Genomic DNA, 26,806 nt, shown 5'->3' with positions numbered 1-26,806 from the left:
CTTCTAAAATTTCTACATTCGCAGAGGGTTTATCATGAAGAATCTGTTTACAATATCCAAATCTGATTTGCTGAAAATAACTTCTGTCAGAGAAGGTGAAACTAAGTTGGGAGAGTGTTTTGATATCATTCCTGAACACCTTGCTGTTGAAGATTATCTTAAAACTTCTTCTGCGAGGTTTGTACTTTTAGGGGTGCCGGAGGATGTGGGAGTGAAAGCTAACTTTGGAAGAATCGGGGCAGCTTCTGCTTGGGATAATGCTTTGAGAAACCTTGTCAATACTCAATCCAATCATCTGATTAAAGGTTCTGAAATTTTAGTGTTAGGAAGTCTTGATGTGGAAGAACAAATGCAAAAAGCACAATCCTTAAACCCACAAAATCCAGATGAACTCATGCAATTGCGCAATTTGGTGGCAGAAATTGACCGAAAACTCACGCCCATTATTCAAGCTGTTGTATCAGCAGGCAAAATCCCGATTGTGATTGGTGGCGGACACAATAATTCTTATGGCAATATAAAAGGTACTTCGTTAGGGAAGGGAGTACCGTTGAATGTTGTCAATTTTGACGCTCACACCGATTTTAGAGCTTTGGAGGGAAGGCATTCAGGCAACGGCTTTTCTTATGCTTATGAGGAAGGTTTTTTGCACCGATACTTCATTTTTGGATTACATGAAAATTATACCTCATCAAATATTTTTCAGACACTTTTTGATAAAAAGGAGCGCATACAATTTTCCTCTTATGAACAGATGACTGTGAGATGCGAAAAAACATTTGAGTCCGCCATGATAGATGCTTCTGCTTTTATAGATTCGAAGCCATTTGGAATAGAGTTAGATTTAGATTCACTGGCTTTTGTTCCCAGTAGTGCTATGACAGCCAGCGGGTTTGATATTGAAATTATCAGGCGTTTTGTGCATTTTTTTGCTTCTAAGCCCAATGTTTCTTATGTTCATATGTGCGAATCTGCTCCTTTGCTCGGGGATGATAAAAATCCAAATTTGGTGGGAAAGTTGATTAGTTATCTGATTACAGATTTTGTAAAAGCAGCAATGAGTTCCAAAAGTTGATTGGACTATTGTAAGAGGTTCGATAATAATTTAGTATATAAAAAAAAAGCTGCCCGCAGGGGACAGCTCTGTATATCTTTTCAATTTATTGATTAAGCCATTTCTTCGTTTTGCATCTGTTGACGGTAACGGGCTTTAATCATTTGCTTTCTCTTTTTGATTGAAGGCTTAATGAAAGCTTGTCTTTCTCTAAGTTCTTTTACAACTCCGGTTCTTTCAAATTTCTTTTTGAATTTCTTTAAAGCTCTGTCTAATGACTCGTTTTCTTTGATGTTAACTATTAGCATTTATCCACTTCCTTTTTTTGGGATTGCAAATATAATGTTAATTCTTATTCTGCCAAAAAATGATTTTAATTTTCATTATTTCAATACAGCCCTTGCTATTACGAGCTTTTGAATCTCCGAAGTGCCTTCGCCTATGGTGCAAAGTTTAGAATCTCTGTAATATTTTTCTGCCGGAAAGTCCTTGGTGTATCCGTAACCGCCAAAAATTTGTATTCCTTCGGTGGCGCATTTAACCGCCACTTCAGATGCATAGTATTTTGCAAATGCAGATTCTTTGTTTACGCTCAACCCTTTGTTTTTCAGGTCAGCAGCTTGTTGAGTAAGTAATGTTGCGGCTTCGATTTGAGTCTTCATATCAGCCAGTTTAAAAGAAATGGCTTGAAAGTCGGAAATAGGTTTCCCGAATTGATGTCTTTCTTTTGAGTATTTCAGTGCTGCCTCATACGCACCAATTGCAATGCCTAAGGAGAGAGAAGCAATAGAAATGCGTCCTCCATCCAGAATTTTCATTGCCTGAATAAACCCTTTGCCTACTTCACCTAAGATATTTTCTTTTGGGATTCTGCAATTTTCAAAAATCATTTCGGCAGTTTCGGAAGCTCGCATCCCGAGCTTATTTTCTTTTTTCCCGGCTTTGAAACCCGGAGTGCCTCTCTCTACCACAAAAGCAGTAATCCCATGCGAGTCTAATAATTCACCTGTCCTTGCCAACACTACAGCCACATTGCCTGTTTTGCCATGTGTTATCCAGTTTTTAGAGCCGTTGATAACCCAGTCATTGCCGTCTTGTTTGGCAACACATTGCATGCGCATGGCATCAGAGCCGGTATTGGCTTCTGTCAACCCCCACGCACCGATCCATTCTCCTGTGGCAAGTTTGGGCAACCATTGGGCTTTTTGCTCTTCATTGCCAAACTGCAAAATATGCCCTGTGCAAAGGGAATTATGGGCTGCCATTGACAATCCGATGGAACCGCAAACTTTGGAAATTTCTATGATGGCATCCATGTATTCGAAGTACCCAAGTCCAGAACCGTTGTATTTCTCCGGAACTATTACGCCCATTAATCCGTATTCTCCCATTTTGTGAAATAATTCTAACGGAAACTCTTGAGATTCATCCCATTTCATAAAATCAGGACGAATATATTTTTCAGCAAAATCTCGGCAAGTTGCGCGAATCATTTGTTGGCTTTCAGAAATTTCGAAGTTCATTTTTTCGTAGGTTTATTTTTAAATAAGTGTGCGAAAATAAGGGTTTAAATTTCTGTGTGCAAATTTGAATCAAATGGAGGGCATAAGTGACAATAAAGAATTGCGCACAAAATCAGAATAATTGGTAGAAGTGCAAGATGTTGGCAAATAAACTTAACCTCTATCTGTTACTCAAATATCAAATAGGGTTCAATTTTGTCAATGAATTCTTTCGACAATGCTTTAATTTTCTTTACATCATTAATAGATTGGTAATTGCCGTGTTGTAATCGGTAATTTATAATCAGAGAAGCTTCTCTGCCTTGAATATAAGGATGTTTGTTTAATGTTTTCCAATCGGCAGTATTGATGGAAATATGTTGTATGTGTGAAGTGTCAATGGTAAACAATTCTTCATTTTGTATAATGATAGATGAGTCAATACCCCATACTTCAAGCAGTTGCCATTGGTTGAGAAAGCCGCCCAGATTTTCACGATAGGTAACAATGCGTTTACTCAGCTTTACTCCAATACCTTTCATCAACATGAACTCTTCGGCTTGTGCTGTGTTCAATTCAATCTTGATGCTCTCTTTTTTTATAGTGGAAGCAGGGATTTTTGTAGTGATTATAGGGGTTTCGATAGCTTTTTCAAAAATCATAAAAGATGCCAGTTCATCCACAAAATCATCGTTGATTCCATAAAGTTTTTTGAGATCATCGGGTTTTTTGAACGGTGCTTTTGTTCTGTATTTGATAAGTCTGGCAGCAAGTTTAGGATAGAATCCAAGTGATACTAATGTGGAACTATCTGCTGTGTTAGGATTGAAATAAAAAGGCTGGGCAGTTTCGGTTTGTTTTTTCTCATTTCGGTTGCTAATCAATTTTTGCAAAGAGTCAGTAAGTGCTTTGTTGTTAGTAAGAGGAGTGTGTGAATCAAAGTGTTTGCGATTGACATAGAACATGGTTCCTGACAATACAATCAAAAGGGTAATAAAAATCCAGACTATTATTTTCTCGTAATGATTAAAAGAAAAATAGGCTTTAAGTTTTAGTTTCCAAATCGGTTTCATCAGGCACGCAATTTATAGACTTTGCCTGGCAGTGAAACTATAATACCTTTAAATTCAAGGTCTAACAGCAACATAGATAAATTACTAAGCCCCATACCTGCTTCTGCAGATAAGTTGTCAATATGCTTTTCGCCTGAACGCATCAAGTTGAATATTTTTCTTTCAAGTTCACTCAGGTTTTGTTCTATATTGACCGGTAATTTTTTTGCTTGTCCTTGTTGATTCCACCCTAAGTATTCAACCAGTTTTTCGGCATTTTCAATGCTCATGGCTTTGTTAGTGCTTATGAGCCTATTGCATCCCAATGAATGCACATCATTGATTCTACCCGGCAGTGCGTAGATTTCACGGTCATATCCCCATGCAAGTTCGGCTGTAATCATAGAACCGCCTCTGATTCCGCTCTCTACAATGATTAGCCCGTCACACATGCCTGCTACTATGCGGTTTCGTTGCGGAAAATTTTCAGGATTGGGTGGTTCTTCAGATAAGAATTCTGTTATAAGTGCCCCCTCTGAGTCTAATATTTCTTTAGCAAGGTTGCGATTGCGCGGAGGTGAAATAGTCTTGAGTCCGTGTCCCAATACAGCAACCGTAGGTAAATGAGCTTTCAGTGCTTCTTTGTGTGCATGGGTGTCGATTCCAAATGCAAGTCCGCTCACAATCAAACAACCTGTGCCATTCAGCGCTTGTCCTAAGGAATAACAGAAATCCTTACCGTATTGAGTGGCGTTTCTGGTGCCTACAACTGCCAAAACTTTTTGAGCATTGAGATTGGTGTTTCCTTTGACAAAAATAAAAAGGGGCGAATCGTTGCAGTCTTTGAGCCTTTGAGGATATTCTTTGTCAAAATAGAAATAGATGTTGATGTCCTTGCTTTGCGCAAATTCAATTTCTTGTGTGATTTTGTCAAATTCGCGATATCCGGCAATGGATTCCGCTGATTTGATACCGATATCCGGTATTTTGAGCAGGGTACTTTTTTTTGATTTGAAAACTGCTTCGGCAGAACCACAATAGGCAATTAAATTTTTTGCAGACTTATCGCCAATGTTGGGAACATTTTTGAGTGCCATCCCATACATGAGTTCTTCCTGTGTCATTGGCTTGCTTGCTGTTCTTTAAATATTTGTTTTATGCGTTCTATTACAAGACCAAGTTCTTCTGCAGTATTGTACTTGCCAAACGAAAAGCGAATATAGTTTCTTTTCGGATTAGCACCAATCGCTTCTAATACATGCGAGCCTTTGTTTGCGCCCGATGCGCATGCGCTGCCTGCAGACACCGAAATGCCGTGCAAATCCAATTGGAATAAAAATAAATCTGCAGTCAAAATAGGCGGAAATGACGTGTTTAGGACGGTGTATAGAGAATTGTGGTTGTCACCTACAAAGCTAATTTCAGAAAAATTTTGAACCAGCATTTTTTTGAAAGTATTTTTCAAACCTTCGATTCTGACTCGGTCAGAATAGAGTTCAGCCAATGCTACTTCCAGTGCCTTAGCCATTCCTGCGATACCGGCTATGTTTTCGGTGCCTGCTCTATATCCTCGTTCTTGGTTGCCACCGGTAATGAAGGGAGAGATTTTGTGCTTTTTTGCAACATACAAAAATCCTACGCCCTTGGGTCCGTTAAATTTATGTGCAGAACCTGCTGCAAAATCTATGTTGAGTGCGCCTAAGTCAATAGGGTAATGACCTATCGTTTGAACAGTGTCTGAATGGAAAAGGGCGTTATTTTGCTTGCAAATATTGCCGATTTCTACAAGGTCATTCATGGTTCCGATTTCGTTGTTCCCATGCATCAAACTGACCAAGCAGTGGGTGTTTTGTGACAATTTTTGTTGCAGCTCTATTGTGTCTATTTTGCCTTGACTATCTACTTTGAGCCAATGAATTTTAATTTTCGCATCTTGTTCAAGTTCTTCAAGTGTATGCAAGACAGCATGATGTTCAATTGGGGAGGTGATAATATTTTTTACTCCTAATGACTTTACTGCCATGCGGAGTGCGGTGTTGTCTGCCTCAGTTCCACCGGATGTGAAAATAATTTCGGAAGTAGATACATTCAGCAATTTAGCCATGCATTTGCGTGCTTGTTCAAGTACGGTCTTGGCTTTTCTGCCTTCTGCATGAATGGATGAAGGATTTCCAAAATTATGAGCCAAAAGAGCCTGCATGGTCTCGATAACCCTACTGTCCATCGGTGTGGTGGCAGCATTGTCAAAGTAAACCCTATTGTCTGCCGGTTTCATAGCAGATTAGATTTTGTTGTAAAAAGACAAATAGGAAATGAATTTATAAAGCAATTTGGCACAGTTGAACTGAGTGAGGATTTCACCTTCTTTAGGTGCAATTTCAACAATGTCAAAACCTACTACATTACATTTTTCGGCTACTTTTTTTAATAACTGAGTTCCCTGATGCCAGCTCAATCCGTTTGGTTCAGCTGTGCCAACTGCAGGCATTACAGCCGGGTCGAACCCGTCTGCATCAATGGTTATATAAACAGGCGCACCTTGGAGTGTATCCACAACTCTATCTATCCAATTAGGAGTGCTGTGTACCATGTGTGCATACCATGTATGGATTTTGTCGGGATTATTCTTTATGAGTTGAGATTCTTCAATGCACTGAGCCCTGATACCCACTTGTGTGAGCGGAACTCCCAAATCAAAGACTCTTGCCAGCGCACTTGCATGCGAGTATGGGTTGTCTTGATATGCTTGTCTTAAATCGGAGTGTGCATCAATCTGTAAACATTTAAGATTCGGATATTTATCTTGGTAAGCCTTTACCATAGAAACAGCTATAGAATGTTCTGCCCCAAGGGTTACTACAAATTTACCGTTTCCAATATGAACTTTGGTTTGTTGATACAAAAAATCAATGGCTTCTTTATTTACTCTGCCTCCGATTTCATAAGGGACTAAGGTACAGATACCTGTTTTTCGGAATGCTTCGTGGTCAGTCTCTTCATCATAAAATTCAACATAGTGCGAAGCCTTCAAGATCTCTTCAGGTCCAATGTTTGAGCCTTGCAAATAGGATGAAGTATGCTCATAAGGGAAAGACTGAATGAGTACCTTGCTGGAGTCATATTGATACAAACTCGGGTCTTCTATCCCAAGAAAATTATCTTCTGTGCCTAATACTTTCATTGTGAAAATGAATTACTTAACCCTTTCAACGTATTGACCTGTGCGGGTATCTATTTTTACTTTTTGACCTTCATCGCAGAAAAGTGGAACCATTACTTGTGCACCGGTTTCGAGTGTTGCCGGTTTTAAAGTGTTGGTAGCAGTGTCGCCTTTAATGCCCGGTTCGGTATAAGTAATAACCAATTCCACGTGGTTCGGTCCGGTTGCGGAGATAACTCTATCACCTTCAAAAGAAGCAAGTACTTTCATCTCTTCTTTCATGAATGAAGCAGTGTCGCCAAACATGGTTTCAGGAATGTAGATTTGCTCGAAAGTTTCGTTGTCCATGCACACAAGACTGTTGCCATCTTTGTATAAGTATTGCAATTCACGCACTTCTACTCTCACCATTTCAACAGCTTCATCTGTGCCAAAACGATATTCTGCTGATTTGCCTGAAAGCAGGTTTTTCATTTTTGCTTGATAGAATGCACGCAGGTTGCCGGGCGTTCTGTGAATAAATTCAGTAATCTGGTACAGTTCGCCATTGAAACGGATGATGGCTCCGTTAGATAAGTCTGATGCTTTTGCCATAATAGGTTCTGGTTAAAAATTGGAGTGCAAAAATATGAAAAAATTAATCAAATACTCTGTGCCAAGTTGCAATTTCCAAGCAATTATTTGGAATCTGTCGAAGCTATTTTTGTACTTTTTTATATAATATCCAGGCAATACCTAAATATAATATGTTGGGAATGGAGACTGCAAGCGGGGCACTAAGCAAGCCTGTTGCGCCATAACTGTTAAAAAATTGCACGATAAACAAAAAACTGAAACTCAAACCTATTCCAATCCCAAGGCTGACACCGATTCCTCCACGTGTTTTTTTGGATGAAACACAAACTCCGATGATGGTCAGAATAAAAGTAGAAAAGGGAGATGCCATGCGTCTGTACTTTTCTGTTGTATATAAATATACATTCTCTGAGCCTCTTTCTTGTTCAGCGTGAATAATCTTGGTGAGTTCGTTGTTGTCAAAAGTTTGTAAATCTTCTACCCTTAAGAAAAAGTCTGAGGGATCAAATTGAATAGCAGTATCTAAGGTGTTGTAGCTGTGAATGGTCTGACTGCCGTCTTTGTTATATTCACGTGAAAAAACATCTTGTAATTGCCATTTCTCCGCACCATAATTAAAACTCATTCTGCGTGCATACGTTTTGGAAATCAGTTGCCCGTTTTTATATTGTTCTAAGGTAACATTTGTGCCGGAGCTGTCGTATTGGCTGAACCAGTCAATGGACAAAAAAACATCAGGCTTGATTTGGCGGTGAATGCCGGAACGAGAATGGAATTTATTGCGAGTGTATGTGTTTTCAAATGCTGCTCGCTTTTTGTCTGCATGAGGAATAATCCAGCCGTTGAGAAAGTATGAGAGTACACCCAATATCAAGGCAGTGTATATATAAGGTCTTAAAAATCTTTTGTATGAAACACCGGATGCAAGAATGGCAACAATTTCAGTGCGTTGTGCCATTTTGGAAGTGAAAAAGATGACCGAAACAAACACAAATATGGGACTAAACATATTCATGATTTGCGGAATAAAGTTGAAATAATAATTAACAATAATCTCTTTTACAGGTGCTTTATTGGTAATAAAATCATCCAGTTTTTCTCCTATATCAAATACAATAATAATGATGCTGAATAGCCCCAAGGTTACCAAGAATGTGGTAAGAAAAGTTTTGATGATGTACTTGTCAATCCTTTTAAGCATTTGGCTATAATTTTCTTGTCAGTTTGGGTAAAATTTGTCTTTTCCAACTCTCAAAAGTACCATCTTTTATTTTTTCTCTGGCATTTTCCATAAGCCACATATAGAGTCTGAGGTTTTGCATACTTGCCACCATCGCAAAGAGCATTTCTTGCGCCATGCAAAGATGTTTGATATAAGCTTTGCTGTATTCCGGTGTTAATATGGGGTCTAACGCAGAAAAATCATCTTTCCATTTTGTGTTTTTTAGGTTGATAATCCCTTCGCTTGTAAAAACAGTACCGTTTCTGCCGTTGCGTGTAGGCATTACACAGTCAAACATATCAACACCCATAGAGATACCTTCCAAAATATTTTCGGGTTTGCCAACTCCCATCAAATAACGAGGTTTGTCTTTAGGCAGAATAGCACAAACAGTTTCGGTAATTTCATACATTAATTCTGTTGGCTCGCCAACTGATACACCCCCAATTGCATTGCCGGGTCTGTCGCACGAAGCAATGAATTCGGCTGAACGTTTTCTCAAATCAGGATAGGTGCTGCCTTGTACTATGGGGAAAAGCGTTTGATTATATCCGTAAAGAGGTTCAGTGTTATCAAAACGCGTAATGCACCTTTTGAGCCAACGATGGGTGAGTTCCATGCTCTTTTCTGCATAGTCATAGTCGCAAGGATAGGGTGCACATTCGTCAAAAGCCATTATAATATCAGCTCCTATGGCTCTCTGAATATCCATCACATTTTCAGGAGTGAAAAAGTGTTTTGAGCCGTCAATATGTGACTTGAAATCAGCTCCTTCTTCTTTGAGTTTTCTATTTGCTGAAAGTGAATACACCTGAAATCCTCCACTGTCTGTGAGCATTGCATTCTCCCATCCGATAAACCGATGAAGTCCACCTGCTTGTTTGATGATTTCTATTCCGGGTCTGAGATAAATATGGTAGGTGTTTCCAAGTATAATTTTGGCTTTTAAATCATCGCTTAGCTGTTCTCTGTAAATACCTTTGACAGTAGCTTGTGTACCCACCGGCATAAAAACAGGAGTGTTGATAATTCCATGTGCCGTTTCGATAGTGCCGGCTCTGGCATGGCTGTCAGACAAGGAATGGGTAAGCGTAAATTTCATTTATTCAAAGTGAAAGGAAATCTGAAATAATCGGGTTTGAAGAAAATTGATAGAGCCATTATAGATATACGAATCTTTGGAAATCACATTGGTAATAGAATTACTCATTTTGATTTCGGGAGAAAATTTGAAATATGTGGTGTAAATATCAAAACCAAACCCGAATTCATAGGAAATGGATTGTTTTCTGAGTGCAACCTGCTTGATAAGCGGTCCGCGCTGTTTGTCTTGTTTTGCAGAAAAATCATGCGAAGGACGCACGCCTCCAATCACATACATATTGTAGTTATTGTGTCGAGTTCCTTGGTATTTGATTAACACAGGAATGTCAAATGTAATACTCTCAACTTCAATCATGTCAGTTCTGTCTCTAAATTCAAAAAAAACATTGCGTTGATTGAAATTCAGTTGAGGCAGTGCACGTATATGCCAATGTTTGCTCAAACGCAAGTTCATAATTCCACCAAATCCAATACCCGGGAAGCCTTGGGTACGAATGCTAAGCAAAGAATCTTGACTGAGCAAACTTTCTACCGGTACAATCTTGAATTTGCCATAATCTCCGACAATGGAAAAGCCCATGTGAAAAGGAGCTCTTTCATAACGCAAAGGGTCAATTTCTCCTCCTAAGGTACGTTTAAACCATTGTGCATGTGCATTGTATACCGGCAACAGCAGCAGGCAACAGAAGATTATTTTATAGCGGTGTATAGACTGCAAATCCCAAAAGTTAATTTTTTCTGTTTAGATTGTTTAAATCCTAAGTTTGTAAGAATATCCAAAAACCTTTGTCCGTCTGGAAAAGCCAAAACCGATGCAGGTAAATATGAATATGCTCTATTGTTCCCTGAAACTAAACGTCCCCAAGTTGGTAAAATTGTTTTAAAATAAAAGTTATAACATTGTTTGACAATGATTGTGGTGGGTTGTGAGAACTCCAAAACCGCCACCATGCCACCGGGTTTAATCACCCTGAATATTTCCGCAAGTCCTGCTTGCATATTTTCGAAATTGCGTACTCCAAATCCAACCGTTACAGCATCAAAAGCATTGTCGGCAAATGATAATTTAGTTGAGTCTTCTATTTGAAGAGAAATAATATCCGTAAGCCCGGCTTTTGTAATTTTTTCTTTACCAATATTCAACATTTCGGGAGAAATGTCCACTCCGGTAATGGATTCAGGCTTTGCATATTTGGTGGCAGCTATGGCAAGATCGGCTGTGCCGGTAGCAACATCTAATATTTTTTTGGGATTAATAGGCAAAATGCTTTGGATAGCTTTTCTCCTCCATGATTGGTCAATACCCAAAGAAAGAAAACGATTTAGGAAATCATATCTCTTAGATATCGAATCAAACATTTCTACAACTTGGTCTTTCTTGCCAAGCTCTGAAGACATGTCCGGCTTTACTGTATTTTGTGCTTCTTGCATTAATTAAATTATATTTGCACGAATAATTTTGGAGGGGCAAATATAGTCTTTATATCGCCCTTTTTACGAACGAATATGAGTGATAAATTAGTGCAAACCGCTTTGTTTAAGGCATCTTATCCTAACTATGAGATTATGCCGGATTTTCATAAACCCGAATTTGCTTTTATCGGCAGATCAAATGTGGGCAAATCTTCACTCATCAATATGTTGACCGGCAGAAAAGAACTTGCGCTAACATCCTCAAAACCCGGTAAAACAAAACAAATTGTGTGTTTTGAGATAGATACAAACTGGATGTTGGTGGACCTGCCCGGATTTGGATACGCCAAAACTTCAATGGTTAATAGGATGGAAATGAGCGGTCTGGTTAAAAATTATTTGAAAAAAAGACAGCAATTGTTTGGGGTCTTTTTGTTGATTGATATTAGACACAAACCTCAAGCAATTGACTTGGATTTTATGGAATGGTGTGCATACAACAAGGTGCCGTTTATGATGGCTTTTACTAAATCAGATAAATTAAAACCCAAAGAAATCGAAGTTACGGTGAGACTATATAATGAAGCTCTGCAAGAAGATTGGGAGGAATTGCCACAGCAATTCATTTGTTCATCGCTTACGGGCGAAGGCAGGGAAGATATTCTTAAGTTTATTAAAAGTTTTACGAGATAAATTCCCTGTTCTGATTCATGCTTAATTGTTAGTTTTTGTTATTTTTTTGTGCTTACGTCTATAGCGTTTGTAAATGAATATTGTTCCACCAATTAAAATCATAAATGGCCACAAATTGATTAATCCAATCAAAAACCACAACAGATTTGACCAGCCGTTGACTATGCCGCTAACAACCTTGGAACCAAAGCCGAACTCCGGAATTTTTTTCTCATAAAAAGTTACATTAAGGGTACTATATGCAACTCTGTCTGTGAGATATTTCAATCTGCCTTCCATTGCGTCTATGTCACTTCTTAATGTGTTGATTTCCTTTTCTATGGATAGTATCTCATCAACACCCCTTGCTTGCTTTATTAATTCTTTATATCGATTTTCTAATTCCTTTTTGTTTCTCAGACGTGCCTCTATATCAATAAACTCTTCGGTTGCATCAAGTGTATTTATGTTTTTGCTGTCAATTTTTTTTGCATTTTGAGAAATCCTGTCTAATAAGGAGTCAAACATATTGGCGGGAATGCGAATGGTTACAGCATATTCTGTCTTGTCTTCATAATCGTAAATATTATCATCGGCATAATAACCGTGTAACTCAGAGAGAGTTTTGGAAATCAATGACTTGGTAGCTTTTACATCAGAAGATTCGAAACTGATACTGCCTTCTTTGATGATTTTTCGTTCTATGCTTTTGTTGGGGTTGTCTTCCGATGGGTTTATATTATTTTCTGTAAAAGATTTCTCTAAAGCAGCATCAGATGACTGAGGGTTTTCTTGATGGGTATTGCAGCCCAAGAATATGGTAATAGCTACCAATGCAAAGATTTTAAGTGTACTGTTCATAATGATGTTTAATTGCATTAAACGCAAAAAAGGTAAATTTATGTTTTTGTGATATCTATACTAAAAAATCAATCCATCATTTTTTTCTATGGTTCGAAATGTAGAACAGGACAAGAAAGTTAATTGACTTATGTTTTAACTACACTAAGCGCATAGGATATAGTAGAGGGGCAAGGCAGAACACTATGTATGATTCGAGTAATAAAACCTTATTTTTGCGCCAATTCAAACAAAGAGTCTATGATAATGAGGAGAAAAATTGTTGCCGGAAATTGGAAAATGAACAAAGACCTTAATGAATCTTTAGGGTTAGTAACTGAAATCAAAGGGATTGTCAAAGATGAAATCCGCAATGATGCTGAAATTATCTTGTTTCCACCCTATATTAGCCTTGCATCCATTGCAAAGAATATAGAAAAACACAATATCCAAATAGGCGCACAAAATGTGCATCAAGAAAATTCGGGAGCATATACCGGAGAAATTTCTGTTGAGATGCTCAAAAGTGTGGGCTGTACACATGTGATTATTGGTCACTCAGAACGCAGACACTATTTTTCAGAGGAAAATGAATTGTTGAATCAAAAAATCAGAAAAGTAATAGGCGCTGGTTTGACACCTATTTATTGCATAGGTGAGACACTTGACGAAAGAGAAAATGGTGATTTGTGGGATGTGATAAAAACACAGTTGTGGGAAGGGATGGAAGGTGTTGATAATGATATTCAGCCGTCCAAGCTCATCATTGCTTATGAGCCCGTGTGGGCAATCGGCACGGGCAAGACTGCCACAACCGAGCAAGCACAGGATGTTCATTCCTATATCAGAGAAGAATTAGCCGAAATATTTTCTCCTGAAATTGCTGCCGGTATCCGCATCATTTACGGAGGTAGTGTAAAACCGGATAATGCAAAGGAGTTGTTTTCAGCGCCAGATATTGATGGAGGTTTGGTTGGCGGGGCTTCTCTTAAATCCAGAGATTTTTGTGAAATTATTAAAGCAGCAGGTTGAAATTCTGTGGAATGATTTTTGAAATCGGAACAAATATACCGGTACTCTTGTCGTTAGTAAAAAGTTCATCGAACGGTATATGAATAAAATTAAAATCCTACTATCTATTATCTTACTTTTTTCTTGCACATTGCTCAATGCGCAACAGAAAAGTTTTTCGTCCGAGCCTGAGGTTTTTATCAATGAGTTGGTAAAACACATGATGGATAATGGGCAAGAACACGTAGCCAAAGAGGCACAAAAGTTTAAAGCAGCCTGGGATGCAGGAAAGTTTGATGAAAAAGAAAAAATGGCAATTAGAGATATCTGCGAAGATATGTTGTTTAGGAAGCTCACTGTGCAGCCATATTTCGAACTTTTTGTCAGTACCATCAACTATTATTTTGCGAATAATATTGACAAAAAAGTACTCACGCAATGGCAGAATATCAGTGGTAAACTGTTGGCAAAGAATGCAAAGGAATACCTAGCGTTCCTACAAACAGCCAATAAACTTTTTGCAGAAAACATACTCTATAGTACCGATCAGTTAAAATGGTATGCGGATAATAATAAGTTTGAACTTATTTATGATGGTAGAGTAGCAATCAAGTTTAAATACCTCAACCTGACCGGAGAAGCATTTTTGGATAAGATGCAAATCTATGATACAGAAGGTGTTTTTTATCCTGACAAAGTAACATGGGTGGGCAAAAATGGAAAGATAAACTGGTCAAGGGTAGGTATGGCAGAAGAAGAAGCATCATGCCGATTGACAACATACAAAATTGACCTTGCCGGCAGTACCTACACTGCTGATAGTGCCTATTTGCGCTATCCTAAATATTTCAAAGGAGATGTTTTAGGCAGAGTTACCGATCAGGTTTCATTTTCTACCAGCCAAGATCAGCTTGCAAACGGAAATTACCCAAAGTTTTCAAGCTATAAAGGTAATGTAAAAATTGACGGCTTGGTGGGCGATATGGCAACATACAGTGGAGGTTTTTCGCTTATTGGCAAAGTCATTACCGGAGATAATGTGAACTCCGACCCGGTAACTATCACATTATTACAAGATAAGAAACCGCGCGTGATTCTTCAATCTCAGTCCTTTAAGATTGACGAAGGTGTAGTATTGAGTTTGAATTCCTCTTTTACGGTTTTATTAGATTCCAACAAAACCATTTACCATCCGGCAGTAGAAATACGGTATGATTTCAATAAAAAAGAACTTATCATCAACAAAGGAGATAAAGGATTGATGCAAATGACTTTTCAGGATAATTTTCATGGGGTGGATATTGATGCGGAACGAATTGTTTGGAAACAAAATACACCTTATGTGGAATTTAGGAATATGTCGCCCGAAAAGCCCGTTGCAATTGAGTCTAACGACTTTTTCAAGGAATTCAGATATGAAAAGGTTCAAGGTATTTTGGCATATAATCCTCTTTACCGAATGCGGGATTACTCGCTAAAAACTCGTCAAAGAAAATTCCATTTGGATGATTATTGCGCATTTTATAACAGCAAAAAGGAAAATATCCAAGAGCAAATCATCAACCTTGCCGATGATGGCTATATTTTTTATGACATGAAAACGGACTCAATCGAAGTGAGAGACAGGCTCTTTAACTATGTAAATAATTATATGAAAGTTCGTGATTATGATGTCGTACGAATGCTTTCAGTTATTTCCGCCAGACCAAATGTTACACTGAGTTTGAACAACATGAATCTGCAAGTGGAAGGGGTTCGTAAGTTTACCTTTAGCGATAGCCAAAACTGTATTGCAGTGCCTAATGAGCAGCAGGTACTCATCAAAAAAGACCGCAATATGACTTTTGGCGGGATTGTTAGGGCAGGGAAAGTCGATTTTTACTCTAAAGCTTTTAATTTTGATTATAATGCTTTCATGATTCGAGATACTTACTACGATTCCATGGTGTTGTATTATCCGGACGAAACAACACAGGCTTTGCGCAAAGTGCAATCTGTATTGTCTGATTTATATGGAACCATTGAATTTGACTATCCCAAGAATAAGTCCGGACTCAAAAAGAAGGATTATCCCGATTACCCCATTTTTACTTCTGAAAAAGGTTCAAAAGTGCATTATGAATATGAGCAGACACATAACTTTAGTTATAAAAAAGAAAGCTTCTATTTTGGAGTAGATCCTTTTCGCATTACTAATCTCAATGATTTTACTGCTGCTAATTTGAAACTACCGGGTACTTTTATTTCGGCAGATATTTTTCCTGATTTCAGATATGAACTCACCATCCAACCCGATTATTCTTTGGGTTTTGTAAAAGATATAGATTTGCCTATGTACAAAAGCAAGGGTAATGGGAAAATGAATATTTCTTTAAGTAACAAAGGATTATATGGCAATGGAGAGATTACATACCAGACCTCATCTACCAAAAGTGATGACTTTTTGATTTTACCCAAGGAAACCCAAGCTAATAGCAAAACATTTGATTTGCCGGAATCTTCCAAATATCCGCTGGTTTCAGGTGTGGATGTAACAACCCGTTGGTTGCCCTACGAAGACAAGATGTTGGTTACACACAACGAAACCAAATTTAATGTGTTTCAAACTCATTATAAATTTGGAGGTACTTTAGCCCTTTCACCAACTGCATTAGCCGGAAACGGACAATTAGAATGGAACGAAGCAGAGTTCTACTCAAAGAACATGATCTATGGTAAAAACAAAGTAGATGCGGATACTTCCGGTATTCGAATCTTCTCCATTGATCCGCAGGTATTTGCCTTCCAAACATCTAATGTTGAGTCTCATATAGATTTTGATAAACGTAAAGGTAATTTTATTGCCAATTCTCCCGACAATATGACCTATTTGCCGGCCAATCAATATGGTACAATCCTTAGTGATTATACTTGGAAAATGGATGACAAAAGAATGGAAATGCGTCCCAATACTAAGTTCCCTGCGGTTAAACCTTTCTTTGTCTCCACAAAGCCGGACCAAGATTCACTCAAGTTTGAATGCTCTTATGCGGATTTTGATATGAAGGAAAATGTGGTATATATGGAGAAAATCCCTTTCATAGATGTTGCAGATTCGAGAGTCTATCCTTTTGCAAACAAAGCAATTGTACGAAAAGATGCGGACATCGACAGGCTTGACAGCTCTCTGATTGAAGCCAATAGAGTAGATAAATACCACAAAATATATAATGCACATACAAAAATTTACGGGAAGAATAATATTCGTGCAAGTGGATTATATGACTTCAAAACCAAGCTTGGAGAACAGCATGTGATCAATATGGACTCCATTAAAATTGATGAGCAAAAACACTTAGTGGGAGTTGGTAATATCACGGATTCACAGAGCTTTTATCTGGATGTTGAGATTGGGTATAAAGGTTGGGCAAAAATTATCAGCACAGACAAACCAATTACTTATACAGGTTTTGTAAAACCTATTCATTCCATGGATTATGTGAGCGGACAATGGTTGCGTTTTAAGGGAGAAATGGATGCTTTGGATGTAGTGATTGATGTGAACAATGCACGCAATGTGGACAACCGACCTTTGCTGACGGGACTCTTTGTGGCTGGGGATAGCGTAAGGGTATATCCAATGTTGTTTGGGATGAAACAAGCTTACTCCAATCCCGAAGTAACCTTAGATTCGGGAGTTCTATATTATGACCATAACACCGGTGATATTGTTGTGGGAGATAAAAGAAAGTTGTTCGAAAAAGAGGAGAAAGGTAATGTTATCAGGGTAAATGATAAAAATCGTACCATCAAAACTGAAGGAAGTTATGGTATGAGTCTGAATGTGAAATCCGGTATAAAAAGTGGATTTGCGGGCACTTCTGAATGGAAAGAAAGTGATACTACTTTTAATTTTGATTGGTCTTTCTATTTTGATTTTCCATTACCCAAAGAAGCTGTTACAAGAATGGTTGAACTTGTTAAAAATGAGAATTATGGTTCTTCGGTGAGTGTAAAAACTAGCACATTTGCCGCTAATCTGCCTGAGTTTTATGCTACATCTGCTGCCTCTAAATCGGTTGTCAGCCGTGTGAAAAACAGTGGTAATTTGAACTCGGAAAATGTTGTTGCAACAAGCCAATTCTTTAAATCTGTAGGCAAAGCAACAGATAAAGTAAAAGAGATATTCGACACGGATTTGTATATAAAAGAAGTGAATGAGAGAGCGCCTGAAAAAGCAATGTTCTTTGTGGCTGCATCCAATTGGTATTTTAATAACAGAACAAACTCCTTTATTTGCAATGGTTCCATTGATTTGGCATCTATTAATGGGGTGAATATTAACAAACGTTTTGGGGCCATCATCGTGGTGGATAAAAAAAGAAGCGGAGATGACATTCATATTTATATCGAATTAAATCCCAATGAGTTTATCTATTTGAATTATGTCAGAGGAGTGATGTATGCCTATTCTACCGATGAAAAATTCAACCAAATTATTCTTGACAAAGGAGAAAAAATTTCCAATGATGACTATAGTCTCCGTAGGGGAACACCGCGTTCTATAGATAAGCTGTTGAGACGATTTGAATAATGATGAAAATTAATATATCTTTGCGCCCTTAAACTTTTGAAACTTTAACTAAAATTGACAGAGAATCTAATTATACTCGGGTTGACGGTTTTAGCTTACTTGCTTGGTTCCATTCCAAGTAGTGTATGGGTTGGAGAAGCTCTCTACGAAAAAGACATCAGAGAATATGGTAGTGGTAACGCTGGTGCCACAAACACGTTCCGTGTATTAGGCACCAAAGCCGGAATATTTGTGCTGATGATGGATATTTCTAAAGGCTTAATTGCTGCTTCTTTACCTTGGTTATTGGGATTTGTAGATATTTATTCGGCTCGATTCGTAAATCTTCAACTTCTTTGTGGCTTGATGGCTGTGGTAGGACATGTGCTACCGGTATTTGCAAATTTTAAAGGCGGAAAAGGAATTGCTACGCTTTTGGGAATGGTTATAGGAATACACTATGTTCCTGCCTTGATATGCATGGCTTTGTTTCTTGTTGTGTTGTTTTCAACCAAATATGTTTCATTGAGTTCTATACTTGCTACAATTTCTTTCCCTTTGTTATTGCTCTTTATTTTTAAACCGGATGAACCTTTTTTTATGGCATTCGGTATCTCGGCTGCAATTATGGTTGTACTAACACACCAAAAAAACATTAAACGCCTTGTGGCAGGTAACGAGAGTAAAGCCAATATTAAAATTCGTAAACGAAATAGGGGAGAAGCGTAATGCTTCGTCCTTGTTATTTAATTACACCTAAAAGTTTCCCCACTTTTGTAAACGCAGCAATCGCTTTGTCTAAGTGTTCTCTTGTGTGAGCAGCGGATAACTGTACACGAATTCTGGCTTGCCCTTTGGCTACAACAGGATAGAAAAATCCAATTACATAAATACCCTCTTTGAGCAGTTCGTTCGCCATATCTTGACTGAGTTTTGCGTCATAGAGCATGATGGGAACAATAGCCGCATCACCATCTTTAAAATCAAAACCAGATTGTTTGATGCCTGCTTTAAAGTATTTTACATTTTCTTCAAGTCTATCCCTGAGTTCTGTAGTATGAGAAAGTAAATCAAATACTGCAATACTTGCATTTACAATGCTTGGGGCTAATGAATTGGAGAATAAATAAGGGCGTGAACGTTGTCTCAACATTTCAATAATTTCTTTTCGACCGGTTGTATATCCGCCCATTGCGCCTCCTAATGCTTTGCCTAATGTTCCGGTAATAATATCTACCCTTCCCATGACTCCGCACAGTTCAGGCACGCCACGACCTGTTTTGCCAATGAAACCGGCACTATGACATTCGTCTGTCATTACCAATGCATCATATTTGTCAGCCAAGTCACATACTTTGTCAAGTTGAGCTACGTAACCGTCCATACTGAACACCCCGTCAGTAACAATGAGTTTGAAGCGCATGCCTGCTTCGTTGGCTTTTTGTAATTGCAACTCCAAATCTGCCATATCATTATTTTTATAGCGATATCTTTGGGCTTTGCAAAGTCGCACTCCGTCAATAATTGAAGCATGATTTAATTCGTCTGAAATTATACAATCAAGTTCGTTGAATAAAGGTTCAAATACGCCACCGTTTGCATCAAAAGCCGCTGCATAAAGTATGGTGTCTTCGGTATGATAGAACTCGGCTATCTTGCTTTCTAATTCTTTGTGAATATCCTGAGTCCCACAAATGAACCGTACAGATGACATCCCGTAGCCATGGGTATCAAGACCCTTTTTTGCAGCTTCAATAACCTTTGGATGTGATGACAATCCTAAGTAATTGTTTGCACAAAAGTTAAGTACAGTTTGACCATTTGAGAGTTTTATCTCTGCCCCTTGTGCCGATGTAATAATTCTCTCGTTTTTGAAAAGTCCTGCTTCTTTGATTTTATTTAGTTCTTCGCTGAGATATTGTTGAATTTGTCCGTACATAATGTTTAATTTTTTTTGACTATCTGAATGACCTTGCAATTATAGTATAAATGTCTTGTTTGCCCGAAAATAAAAAGCCATGACAATTAAATTCTTACAAAGTTATACCTTTGCACACTTATTCGCGCAAATACGAATGGAACTAAATAAGAAAGATAACCCTAATAACGATTTTAAAGGGAATAAACCGGGAGAATCGGGTCAGAAGAAGCCGGGACAACCGAAATTTAATGCATATTGGATATATGCTCTTTTACTGATTGGGGTGTTGATTATGCAAATAATACCTCGCGATAGCGGAGTGCAGTCTTCATGGGAGGAACTCAAAAAAATGGTTGAAGCTAAAGATGTTAAAAAGGTTCAGATTGTCAATAACTCCCTTGTCAAAGTATATCTTACCAAAGAAGCATTGGAAAATGATAAATACAGCAAACTCAAAAAGACACGTAATTTTATAGATACCGAAACACCTCAATATTATTTTGAAACTAATGTTGATTACTTTCAGACCCAATGGGAAAATCTCAGAAAAGAACATCCTGATGAGGTAAATGCAGTTACAGTTGATTTCAAAACCGAACATGATTTTCTGGGTCCTATACTTCAATGGGTCATCATGATAGCCCTTTTCATAGGATTGTGGATGTTTATTATGCGCAGAATGTCGGGCGGAGGAGCCGGTGGTCCCGGACAGATTTTCTCTATCGGCAAATCGCGTGCACAATTGTTTGATAAGAATACCAAAGTAAATATCACTTTTAAAGATGTTGCAGGGTTAGATGAAGCCAAAGTGGAGGTTATGGAAATTGTTGATTTCCTTAAAAACCCCAAGAAATATACTAACCTTGGAGGGAAAATCCCCAAAGGAGCGTTGTTGGTAGGTCCTCCCGGAACCGGTAAAACGCTTATGGCAAAAGCTGTTGCAGGAGAAGCAGGAGTGCCATTTTTCTCATTGTCAGGTTCTGATTTTGTAGAAATGTTTGTTGGAGTGGGTGCAAGCCGTGTCCGAGATTTGTTTAAGCAAGCAAAAGAAAAAGCCCCTTGTATTATCTTTATTGATGAGATTGATGCTATTGGCAGAGCCAGAGGCAAAAACCTTATGAGCGGAGGCAATGACGAAAGAGAGAATACGCTGAACCAACTTTTGACAGAAATGGATGGTTTTGGTACCGACAGCGGTGTCATTATACTTGCGGCTACCAATAGACCCGATATCTTGGACTCTGCTTTATTAAGACCGGGACGTTTTGACAGACAAATTTCTATTGACAAACCTGATTTAATAGGAAGAGAACAGATTTTTAGAGTTCATCTGAAACCGGTAAAGCAAGCAAGCGATGTTGACCCCAAAAAACTTGCAGCCCAAACGCCCGGTTTTGCTGGAGCCGAAATTGCAAACGTATGTAATGAAGCTGCTTTGATTGCCGCCAGAAAGAACAAACCCGCAGTAGATATGCAAGATTTTCAGGATGCAATTGACAGGGTTATAGGTGGATTAGAAAAGAAAAACAAATTGATTAGTCCCGAAGAAAAGAAAATTGTGGCTTATCATGAAGCAGGGCATGCCGTGGCAGGGTGGTTCTTAGAACACGCAGACCCACTTGTAAAAGTATCAATTGTACCTCGTGGTATTGCTGCTTTGGGTTATGCTCAATATCTGCCCAAAGAACAATTCTTATACAGAACCAATCAATTGCTCGATTCTATGTGTATGGCATTGGGTGGACGTGCTTCTGAGGATATTAATTTTGGTGAAATATCTACCGGTGCTCAAAATGACCTTGAACGTGTTACTAAAATGGCTTACAACATGGTAACAATTTATGGCATGAGCGAAAAAGTAGGACAAGTGTCTTTCTATGACCCAACAGGTGAGTTTGCATACCAAAAACCTTATTCAGAGACTACGGCAGAGATAATTGACGAAGAAGTTCGTAGGATAATAGACCATGCTTATATGAAAGTGAAAAAGCTTTTGACCGAGAAAAAGCATGAAATTGAAATACTGGCTGAGGAGTTACTTCGCAAAGAGATTCTATTCCAATCCGACTTGGAAACATTGATTGGCAAAAGACCTTTTGATACAAAAACAACTTATGAAAGTTATATGGAGAGTGAGTCCGATGCTAATAATAGTAACGAAACTAATAATTTGAACCCTCCTCAAAATAATCAGCAAAATCCTGAAGAAACACAAACGGTAGAAAATCCATTAACTACCGAAGAAGACCAGCCATGAAATTGAAGCCGAATCCTACGGTACTCAGAAGCCTGCTTGTTGCTTGTGCTTTATTTGGACTGGCAGGTTTGGGTTTTGGACATAATTTAGGAGATAGCCTAAAAACCGTTGTGAAAACGCGCTATGGCGGCAAGGTGAAAATTATTAAGTCATATAATACGACCACCAACAAGTTAGTATCTAAAGAGAAGTTCAAAAATGGCAAAAGGATTTACTTCATTGAGTTTAACGAAAAGGGTAAAATCCTCCGACACATCAATAAAAAGGGTGAGGAGAAAGTACATACACCGGGTTGTAAATGTTAATTTTGTAAATATCTGGCTTTATTGAGAATCTACATATTAATAGGCGTTGTTTGGATAGGTATAACCCATGTACAGGCTCAAAAAGTCCAAATTATCAATGCGGATGAACTTCGCTATGATGCATCAACCCAGTCGAAATACTGTAAAGGGAATATTAAAGTACTGCACGAAGGTGTTTTTATTGAGTGTGATTCGGCAATTATCAATGATAAATACAATACAATTGACGGGGTAGGACAAGTTAGAATTTATCAGCCCGATACTTTTAATATGAGCGGAAAAAGAGTTTTTTATGACGGGAAAACTAAGATGGCAAGGGTTTCCGGTGATGTTATTTTAACCGACCGCAAAATGATATTGACTACTCCCTACATAGATTATGACACCCGCATCAAAAGCGGTTCGTATGGTGCCGGGGGTAAGATTATCAATGAAAATGATGTGCTGACAAGTGATAAAGGATATTATAATTCGAGAAACAGTACAGCGTCTTTCAAAGGAAATGTAGTTTTGGTTAATCCTGACTATACCATGAAAGGCGACACCTTGCAATATATTACTACTGCAAGAACTGCTTATTTCTATGGACCTACTGTGATTAACAGTGAACAAAACAGGATTGAATGTACATGGGGATACTATAACACTGCCTCTAATCTGGCTTCATTCAGCAAAAGAGCCACCATTTTTGGCGAGTCATCAGACATCACTGCTGACAGTTTTTTCTACAACAGAAACACAGGTGATGGTCAAGCTTTTGGCAATATTGTTTTGAATGACACTTCCGAAGGGGTTAAAGTCTATGGTCAAAAGGGATTGTATATGGAGAAAAGAAAGGAAACCGTTATCAATGGACTGCCCATGAGCGAGCGTTTGCTGAATGAAGATACCATGCTGTTGATGGCAGATACTTTCTATTATTTCTCTGACACTGCAATCAAAAAACTAATTGCTTTCAAAAATGCTCAAATATTTTCGCCCGATATAGCTGGCATCTGCGATACTTTGATATATTTTATGAAAGATTCTGTTATACTCATGTTGCATAAACCCATCTTGTGGAATGAGAATAATCAGATTACAGGAGATTCTATCAGTGTTTACATGAAAGACGACAAACTGGATTATATGTTTGTTCGCAATGAGGGGTTTGTAGCCTCTTGGCTGGAGGAGGATAGGTTTAATCAGATGGCAGGCAATGAAATTTATAACTATTTTGATGACGGCAAACTCCGCAGAGTGAATCTCATTGGACAAGGACAGTCTGTGTATTATGTACGCGATGATGAATCAGATACAAGTCCCTACAGTGGGGTAAATAAGATTGTAAGTGGTCAGATAACTATCTATATGGATAGTACAGGTATTAATAATATCCGTTTTTATCCAAATCCGGAACCCTCCGGAACACTCTATCCTCCGGCTGACATACCCGAAAAAGAAAAAACCTTAGAAGGTTTAAATTGGCAAATTCAACTTAAGCCACAAGAGCAAGAATTCTATAAACGCAAAAAAATTAACTTGAAGGTTTAATAACTTAATAAATGGTATAGCCTTCAGAACTTATTACTATATTTTGATTTTGCTTAATCTCCCTTACATACATATACATGATGTTCTTCTTTTTCTTGTCCTCCACAACGGTCTCTAAGGGCATGCCATTTTTGCCTATTTCCATTCCCCGTATATTTGAATTGGGTATTGAAGTGTAACCGTTTTTGATATAGGCATCCCATATCTTAGTGTCTTTCTCTGACACCCACTGAGTCATTTTAGTTTCCTCATTCTCAGCTATGTATTCATAGCACAGGTGTCCTAGTATAGTCTTGGTTTTGCCGGTTTTTGTAAATTTAAGATCCGAATATTCTTTGTCTTTCTTTTGGTATTGTTGGATATTTTTAAAGGACATGCTCATGCCCATTTTATTGCCATCATTAATCATGAATGTAACATAGCAACTATCTTTAAGATTCATGACTGTTTTCATTTCGTCCATATCTGTCTGATTGCTCATTTTGTGCATGATAGTGCCAATATATTGAGCGTTTTTTTCAAATAACATTGAATAGTTCAGGCTAAAACTATCGTTACTTTTCTTTTTGCCTGAAGCATCGAAGGAGTACACATCCATGACAACCTCTGTCTGAAATGTATAGGTAGGCTCGACTTTGCATTTGCTTTTTCCGCCCATACCCGGAAAATTGAACGTGGGTATGCTCGAATCAGCATCATTCTGATTGGTGGTGTTGTTTTGTGTATGATTATTTTGAGTGCCGGATTCGTTGGAATTAATGTTAATATTCACATTGATTTTATTGTTAATTCTGTCAAGAATTCCTTGAGAATAAAGCACTTGGCTCCCCGCAAACAACATCATAAGGGTAAAAGTTATTTTTTTCATAATCTTCATGAATTAAGAAACAAATGTAAATAAAAATTCAAACCACCAAGTATTTAGATGTTCTCTTATGATGTTTTGTTATGAATTATTTCAATTGTTCAAGTATGCTACTTGGTACCAAGTCCTTAACACTCATGCCCTTATTGAGCCTTTGGCGAATCTCGGTAGCTGAAATATCAATGAATGGAGTATGGTGCAGATGAATATTCGGATGAAAAGTTTCTGTTTTGTCTGTTCCACTGCGTTGAAAAATCTCAAAATCAGTAGTTTCTAAAATCAAATCAATATTTTTCCAATCTTTCAGCCTTGCAAGATTATCAGAACCCATGATGATAGAAAAATGTGTGTCAGGATAGAGTGTATTAAGTTTTTGCAGAGTGTTGTATGTATAAGAAGGCTTGGGTAATGAAAATTCAATATCTGAAGCCTCAAAACGAGGGTTATATTGAGTGGCATTTTGAACCCATTTTAGACGTTTTTCCTCAGAATACAAATCAGCGGAAGATTTGAAAGGATTTTGGGGTGAGACAATAAACAAGATTTTATCAAATTTTAGCTTTTCAAGCATAAACTCCGCTATAGCCAAATGCCCCAGATGAATCGGATTGAAAGAACCAAAGAAAAGTCCAAGTCTTTTCATATTTAATTTGCCTTGAATGCTTCTGTTTTCAAAAGATTACAGATTTTGTAGCGCTCGTCCATAGTGTCGTCAAAAACTGCCTTGAGCAAATGGTAAACATTTTGAGATCCAATTTTATCAGCCCATTCGAAAGGTCCCATAGGATAAGCAGTTCCTAATTTCATTCCTAAATCAATATCACTTTTGTTGGCAGTTCCTTCTTGTAGGGTGTAATATGCTTCGTTAATAATCATGCAAATTACACGTGGAGTAACCATCCCCACCCGATCGTCAACTTTTATTGCTTCAAAATAATTTAATGCTTTGACAATGTTTTGTGGTAGTTCCAAGCCGATGGGCGAACTGTATTCCAGAGTGTTTCTTCCGAGTAATGTTGGCATGTTGCAAATACCAAAAACTTTTTCTTTTTGGTTCGCAAAATTTACAAAGCCAAGTTGTGTGAGACAAGCACCCAGCAAAAAATATTGAGTTTTTATTTTAGAAATTGCGTTCCAATGAGAGTCCGGAGCCTTGTCAAAATCAAGGTCTATCAATACGTCAAAACTTTCATCATTCGGGATTTTATCAATTTCAAATATTCTACTATTATTGCCTTGTGAAATAACTGGCAGCAATTCTTTGCAAAGTGTTTCATTTCCTACGATTGCAATATTCATACGGGTTGACATGAAAAATATGAGGGCAAAAGTAGGGCTAAAAACCAAGAAAACTAAATACCAAATAGAATATGACACACAAAGTAATTACCTCACCCCAAGCACCGGCACCTATTGGACCATACAGCCACGCAAGAGAATTCAACGGACTTGTTTTTATTTCAGGTCAAATTCCCATCAATCCTGCAACAGGCAAAATGATTCAAGACAGTATCGCTGCTGAAACACACCAAGTGCTTGACAATATGAAAGCAATTCTGACCGAAGCCGGACTTACATTTTCAGATATTATCAAAACCACCATTTTTATTACTAATATGGGTGATTTTCAAGAGGTAAATAATGTATATGCAAGCTATTTTACCGATGTATTTCCTGCAAGAGAAACGGTACAAGTTACAGCTTTGCCGGCTGGTGCAAGAGTTGAAATAAGCTGTATTGCAGGAAAATAAGTGTGAGAATATCCCA

General features: G+C 38.0%; 25 protein-coding genes. 9 read left to right on the top strand and 16 right to left on the bottom strand.

What is annotated here, in order from left to right:
- Nucleotides 1-34 precede the first annotated feature (34 nt).
- Nucleotides 35-1,075 (top strand): formimidoylglutamase, encoded by a 1,041-nt coding sequence (locus tag M9892_02280; GenBank protein MCO5253180.1) that lies wholly within the window; start codon nucleotides 35-37, stop codon nucleotides 1,073-1,075.
- A gap of 92 nt (nucleotides 1,076-1,167) precedes the next feature.
- On the opposite strand, the gene rpsU is transcribed toward M9892_02280, so the two are convergent.
- The 11 genes from rpsU to ubiE all read right to left on the bottom strand — a co-directional run bounded on the left by rpsU (nucleotide 1,168) and on the right by ubiE (nucleotide 11,101).
- Nucleotides 1,168-1,362 (bottom strand): 30S ribosomal protein S21, encoded by a 195-nt coding sequence (rpsU, locus tag M9892_02275; protein MCO5253179.1) that lies wholly within the window; start codon nucleotides 1,360-1,362, stop codon nucleotides 1,168-1,170.
- A gap of 75 nt (nucleotides 1,363-1,437) precedes the next feature.
- Nucleotides 1,438-2,577 carry an acyl-CoA dehydrogenase family protein gene (locus M9892_02270; GenBank protein ID MCO5253178.1) on the bottom strand — a complete coding sequence of 380 codons (1,140 nt, stop codon included), beginning with the start codon at nucleotides 2,575-2,577 and terminating at the stop codon, nucleotides 1,438-1,440.
- 167 nt (nucleotides 2,578-2,744) lie between these two features.
- Nucleotides 2,745-3,629 carry a helix-hairpin-helix domain-containing protein gene (locus M9892_02265; protein ID MCO5253177.1) on the bottom strand — a complete coding sequence of 295 codons (885 nt, stop codon included), beginning with the start codon at nucleotides 3,627-3,629 and terminating at the stop codon, nucleotides 2,745-2,747.
- Complete coding sequence (dprA, locus tag M9892_02260) at nucleotides 3,629-4,732, bottom strand: DNA-processing protein DprA (protein ID MCO5253176.1); 1,104 nt, start codon at nucleotides 4,730-4,732, stop codon at nucleotides 3,629-3,631. The genes M9892_02265 and dprA overlap by 1 nt, the downstream gene beginning before the upstream one ends.
- A complete protein-coding gene (locus M9892_02255; protein MCO5253175.1) occupies nucleotides 4,729-5,883 on the bottom strand; it encodes a cysteine desulfurase in 1,155 nt (384 codons plus the stop codon). The genes dprA and M9892_02255 overlap by 4 nt, the downstream gene beginning before the upstream one ends.
- 6 nt (nucleotides 5,884-5,889) lie before the next feature.
- Nucleotides 5,890-6,789: an agmatinase gene (speB, locus tag M9892_02250; protein MCO5253174.1), complete on the bottom strand. Its 900-nt coding sequence runs from the start codon at nucleotides 6,787-6,789 to the stop codon at nucleotides 5,890-5,892.
- Between the two features lie 12 nt (nucleotides 6,790-6,801).
- Entirely contained in the window at nucleotides 6,802-7,362 is a 561-nt protein-coding gene (gene efp, locus M9892_02245) for an elongation factor P (GenBank protein ID MCO5253173.1), read from the bottom strand.
- 103 nt (nucleotides 7,363-7,465) lie between these two features.
- Entirely contained in the window at nucleotides 7,466-8,545 is a 1,080-nt protein-coding gene (locus M9892_02240) for an LptF/LptG family permease (protein MCO5253172.1), read from the bottom strand.
- Between the two features lie 4 nt (nucleotides 8,546-8,549).
- Nucleotides 8,550-9,668, bottom strand: coding sequence for a tRNA guanosine(34) transglycosylase Tgt (gene tgt / locus M9892_02235; protein ID MCO5253171.1), 1,119 nt, complete (start codon nucleotides 9,666-9,668; stop codon nucleotides 8,550-8,552).
- Nucleotides 9,669-10,388 (bottom strand): PorT family protein, encoded by a 720-nt coding sequence (locus tag M9892_02230; protein ID MCO5253170.1) that lies wholly within the window; start codon nucleotides 10,386-10,388, stop codon nucleotides 9,669-9,671. It abuts the gene before it with no gap.
- A complete protein-coding gene (gene ubiE, locus M9892_02225; GenBank protein MCO5253169.1) occupies nucleotides 10,361-11,101 on the bottom strand; it encodes a bifunctional demethylmenaquinone methyltransferase/2-methoxy-6-polyprenyl-1,4-benzoquinol methylase UbiE in 741 nt (246 codons plus the stop codon). The genes M9892_02230 and ubiE overlap by 28 nt, the downstream gene beginning before the upstream one ends.
- 75 nt (nucleotides 11,102-11,176) lie before the next feature.
- Here ubiE and yihA point away from each other — a divergent pair, with 75 nt between their 5' ends.
- The gene (gene yihA, locus M9892_02220) at nucleotides 11,177-11,776 is read left to right on the top strand and encodes a ribosome biogenesis GTP-binding protein YihA/YsxC (protein MCO5253168.1); all 600 of its coding nucleotides are present in this window, start codon (nucleotides 11,177-11,179) and stop codon (nucleotides 11,774-11,776) included.
- A gap of 21 nt (nucleotides 11,777-11,797) precedes the next feature.
- Here the strand turns inward: yihA and M9892_02215 are convergent, their stop codons facing one another.
- The gene (locus M9892_02215; GenBank protein ID MCO5253167.1) at nucleotides 11,798-12,616 is read right to left on the bottom strand and encodes a DUF4349 domain-containing protein; all 819 of its coding nucleotides are present in this window, start codon (nucleotides 12,614-12,616) and stop codon (nucleotides 11,798-11,800) included.
- Between the two features lie 246 nt (nucleotides 12,617-12,862).
- On the opposite strand from M9892_02215, the gene tpiA reads away from it, so the two are divergent.
- The 3 genes from tpiA to plsY all read left to right on the top strand — a co-directional run bounded on the left by tpiA (nucleotide 12,863) and on the right by plsY (nucleotide 18,887).
- Complete coding sequence (tpiA, locus tag M9892_02210; protein MCO5253166.1) at nucleotides 12,863-13,627, top strand: triose-phosphate isomerase; 765 nt, start codon at nucleotides 12,863-12,865, stop codon at nucleotides 13,625-13,627.
- Between the two features lie 79 nt (nucleotides 13,628-13,706).
- Nucleotides 13,707-18,179: a hypothetical protein gene (locus tag M9892_02205; protein MCO5253165.1), complete on the top strand. Its 4,473-nt coding sequence runs from the start codon at nucleotides 13,707-13,709 to the stop codon at nucleotides 18,177-18,179.
- Between the two features lie 54 nt (nucleotides 18,180-18,233).
- Nucleotides 18,234-18,887, top strand: a complete 654-nt coding sequence (plsY, locus tag M9892_02200) for a glycerol-3-phosphate 1-O-acyltransferase PlsY (GenBank protein MCO5253164.1) — start codon at nucleotides 18,234-18,236, stop codon at nucleotides 18,885-18,887.
- A 13-nt stretch (nucleotides 18,888-18,900) separates the two neighbouring features.
- Here the strand turns inward: plsY and kbl are convergent, their stop codons facing one another.
- Complete coding sequence (kbl, locus tag M9892_02195) at nucleotides 18,901-20,097, bottom strand: glycine C-acetyltransferase (protein MCO5253163.1); 1,197 nt, start codon at nucleotides 20,095-20,097, stop codon at nucleotides 18,901-18,903.
- A 136-nt stretch (nucleotides 20,098-20,233) separates the two neighbouring features.
- Between kbl and ftsH the strand changes: the two genes are divergently transcribed.
- From ftsH to M9892_02180, 3 genes are read left to right on the top strand one after another with little or no spacing between them, the layout of a single operon-like run.
- Nucleotides 20,234-22,336 (top strand): ATP-dependent zinc metalloprotease FtsH, encoded by a 2,103-nt coding sequence (ftsH, locus tag M9892_02190; protein ID MCO5253162.1) that lies wholly within the window; start codon nucleotides 20,234-20,236, stop codon nucleotides 22,334-22,336.
- On the top strand, nucleotides 22,333-22,641 hold the full coding sequence (locus M9892_02185; GenBank protein MCO5253161.1) for a hypothetical protein: 309 nt from the start codon (nucleotides 22,333-22,335) through the stop codon (nucleotides 22,639-22,641). The genes ftsH and M9892_02185 overlap by 4 nt, the downstream gene beginning before the upstream one ends.
- Nucleotides 22,642-22,662: 21 nt before the next feature.
- Nucleotides 22,663-24,174 carry a hypothetical protein gene (locus M9892_02180; GenBank protein MCO5253160.1) on the top strand — a complete coding sequence of 504 codons (1,512 nt, stop codon included), beginning with the start codon at nucleotides 22,663-22,665 and terminating at the stop codon, nucleotides 24,172-24,174.
- Between the two features lie 4 nt (nucleotides 24,175-24,178).
- On the opposite strand, the gene M9892_02175 is transcribed toward M9892_02180, so the two are convergent.
- The 3 genes from M9892_02175 to M9892_02165 form a co-directional block, all read right to left on the bottom strand.
- Complete coding sequence (locus tag M9892_02175) at nucleotides 24,179-25,042, bottom strand: DUF4412 domain-containing protein (protein ID MCO5253159.1); 864 nt, start codon at nucleotides 25,040-25,042, stop codon at nucleotides 24,179-24,181.
- Between the two features lie 85 nt (nucleotides 25,043-25,127).
- Nucleotides 25,128-25,682 carry a nicotinate (nicotinamide) nucleotide adenylyltransferase gene (nadD, locus tag M9892_02170; protein ID MCO5253158.1) on the bottom strand — a complete coding sequence of 185 codons (555 nt, stop codon included), beginning with the start codon at nucleotides 25,680-25,682 and terminating at the stop codon, nucleotides 25,128-25,130.
- A 2-nt stretch (nucleotides 25,683-25,684) separates the two neighbouring features.
- On the bottom strand, nucleotides 25,685-26,350 hold the full coding sequence (locus M9892_02165; GenBank protein ID MCO5253157.1) for a 3-hydroxyacyl-CoA dehydrogenase family protein: 666 nt from the start codon (nucleotides 26,348-26,350) through the stop codon (nucleotides 25,685-25,687).
- Nucleotides 26,351-26,409: 59 nt separating this feature from the next.
- Between M9892_02165 and M9892_02160 the strand changes: the two genes are divergently transcribed.
- Nucleotides 26,410-26,790, top strand: coding sequence for a RidA family protein (locus M9892_02160; protein ID MCO5253156.1), 381 nt, complete (start codon nucleotides 26,410-26,412; stop codon nucleotides 26,788-26,790).
- Nucleotides 26,791-26,806: the final 16 nt, after the last annotated feature.

The sequence above is a fragment of the Bacteroidota bacterium genome (genome assembly GCA_023957335.1).
Lineage (GTDB): Bacteria > Bacteroidota > Bacteroidia > NS11-12g > UBA955 > JALOAG01.
Note: the sequence above shows the minus strand (reverse complement) of the source record. Positions and strands in the feature narration are given on the sequence as shown.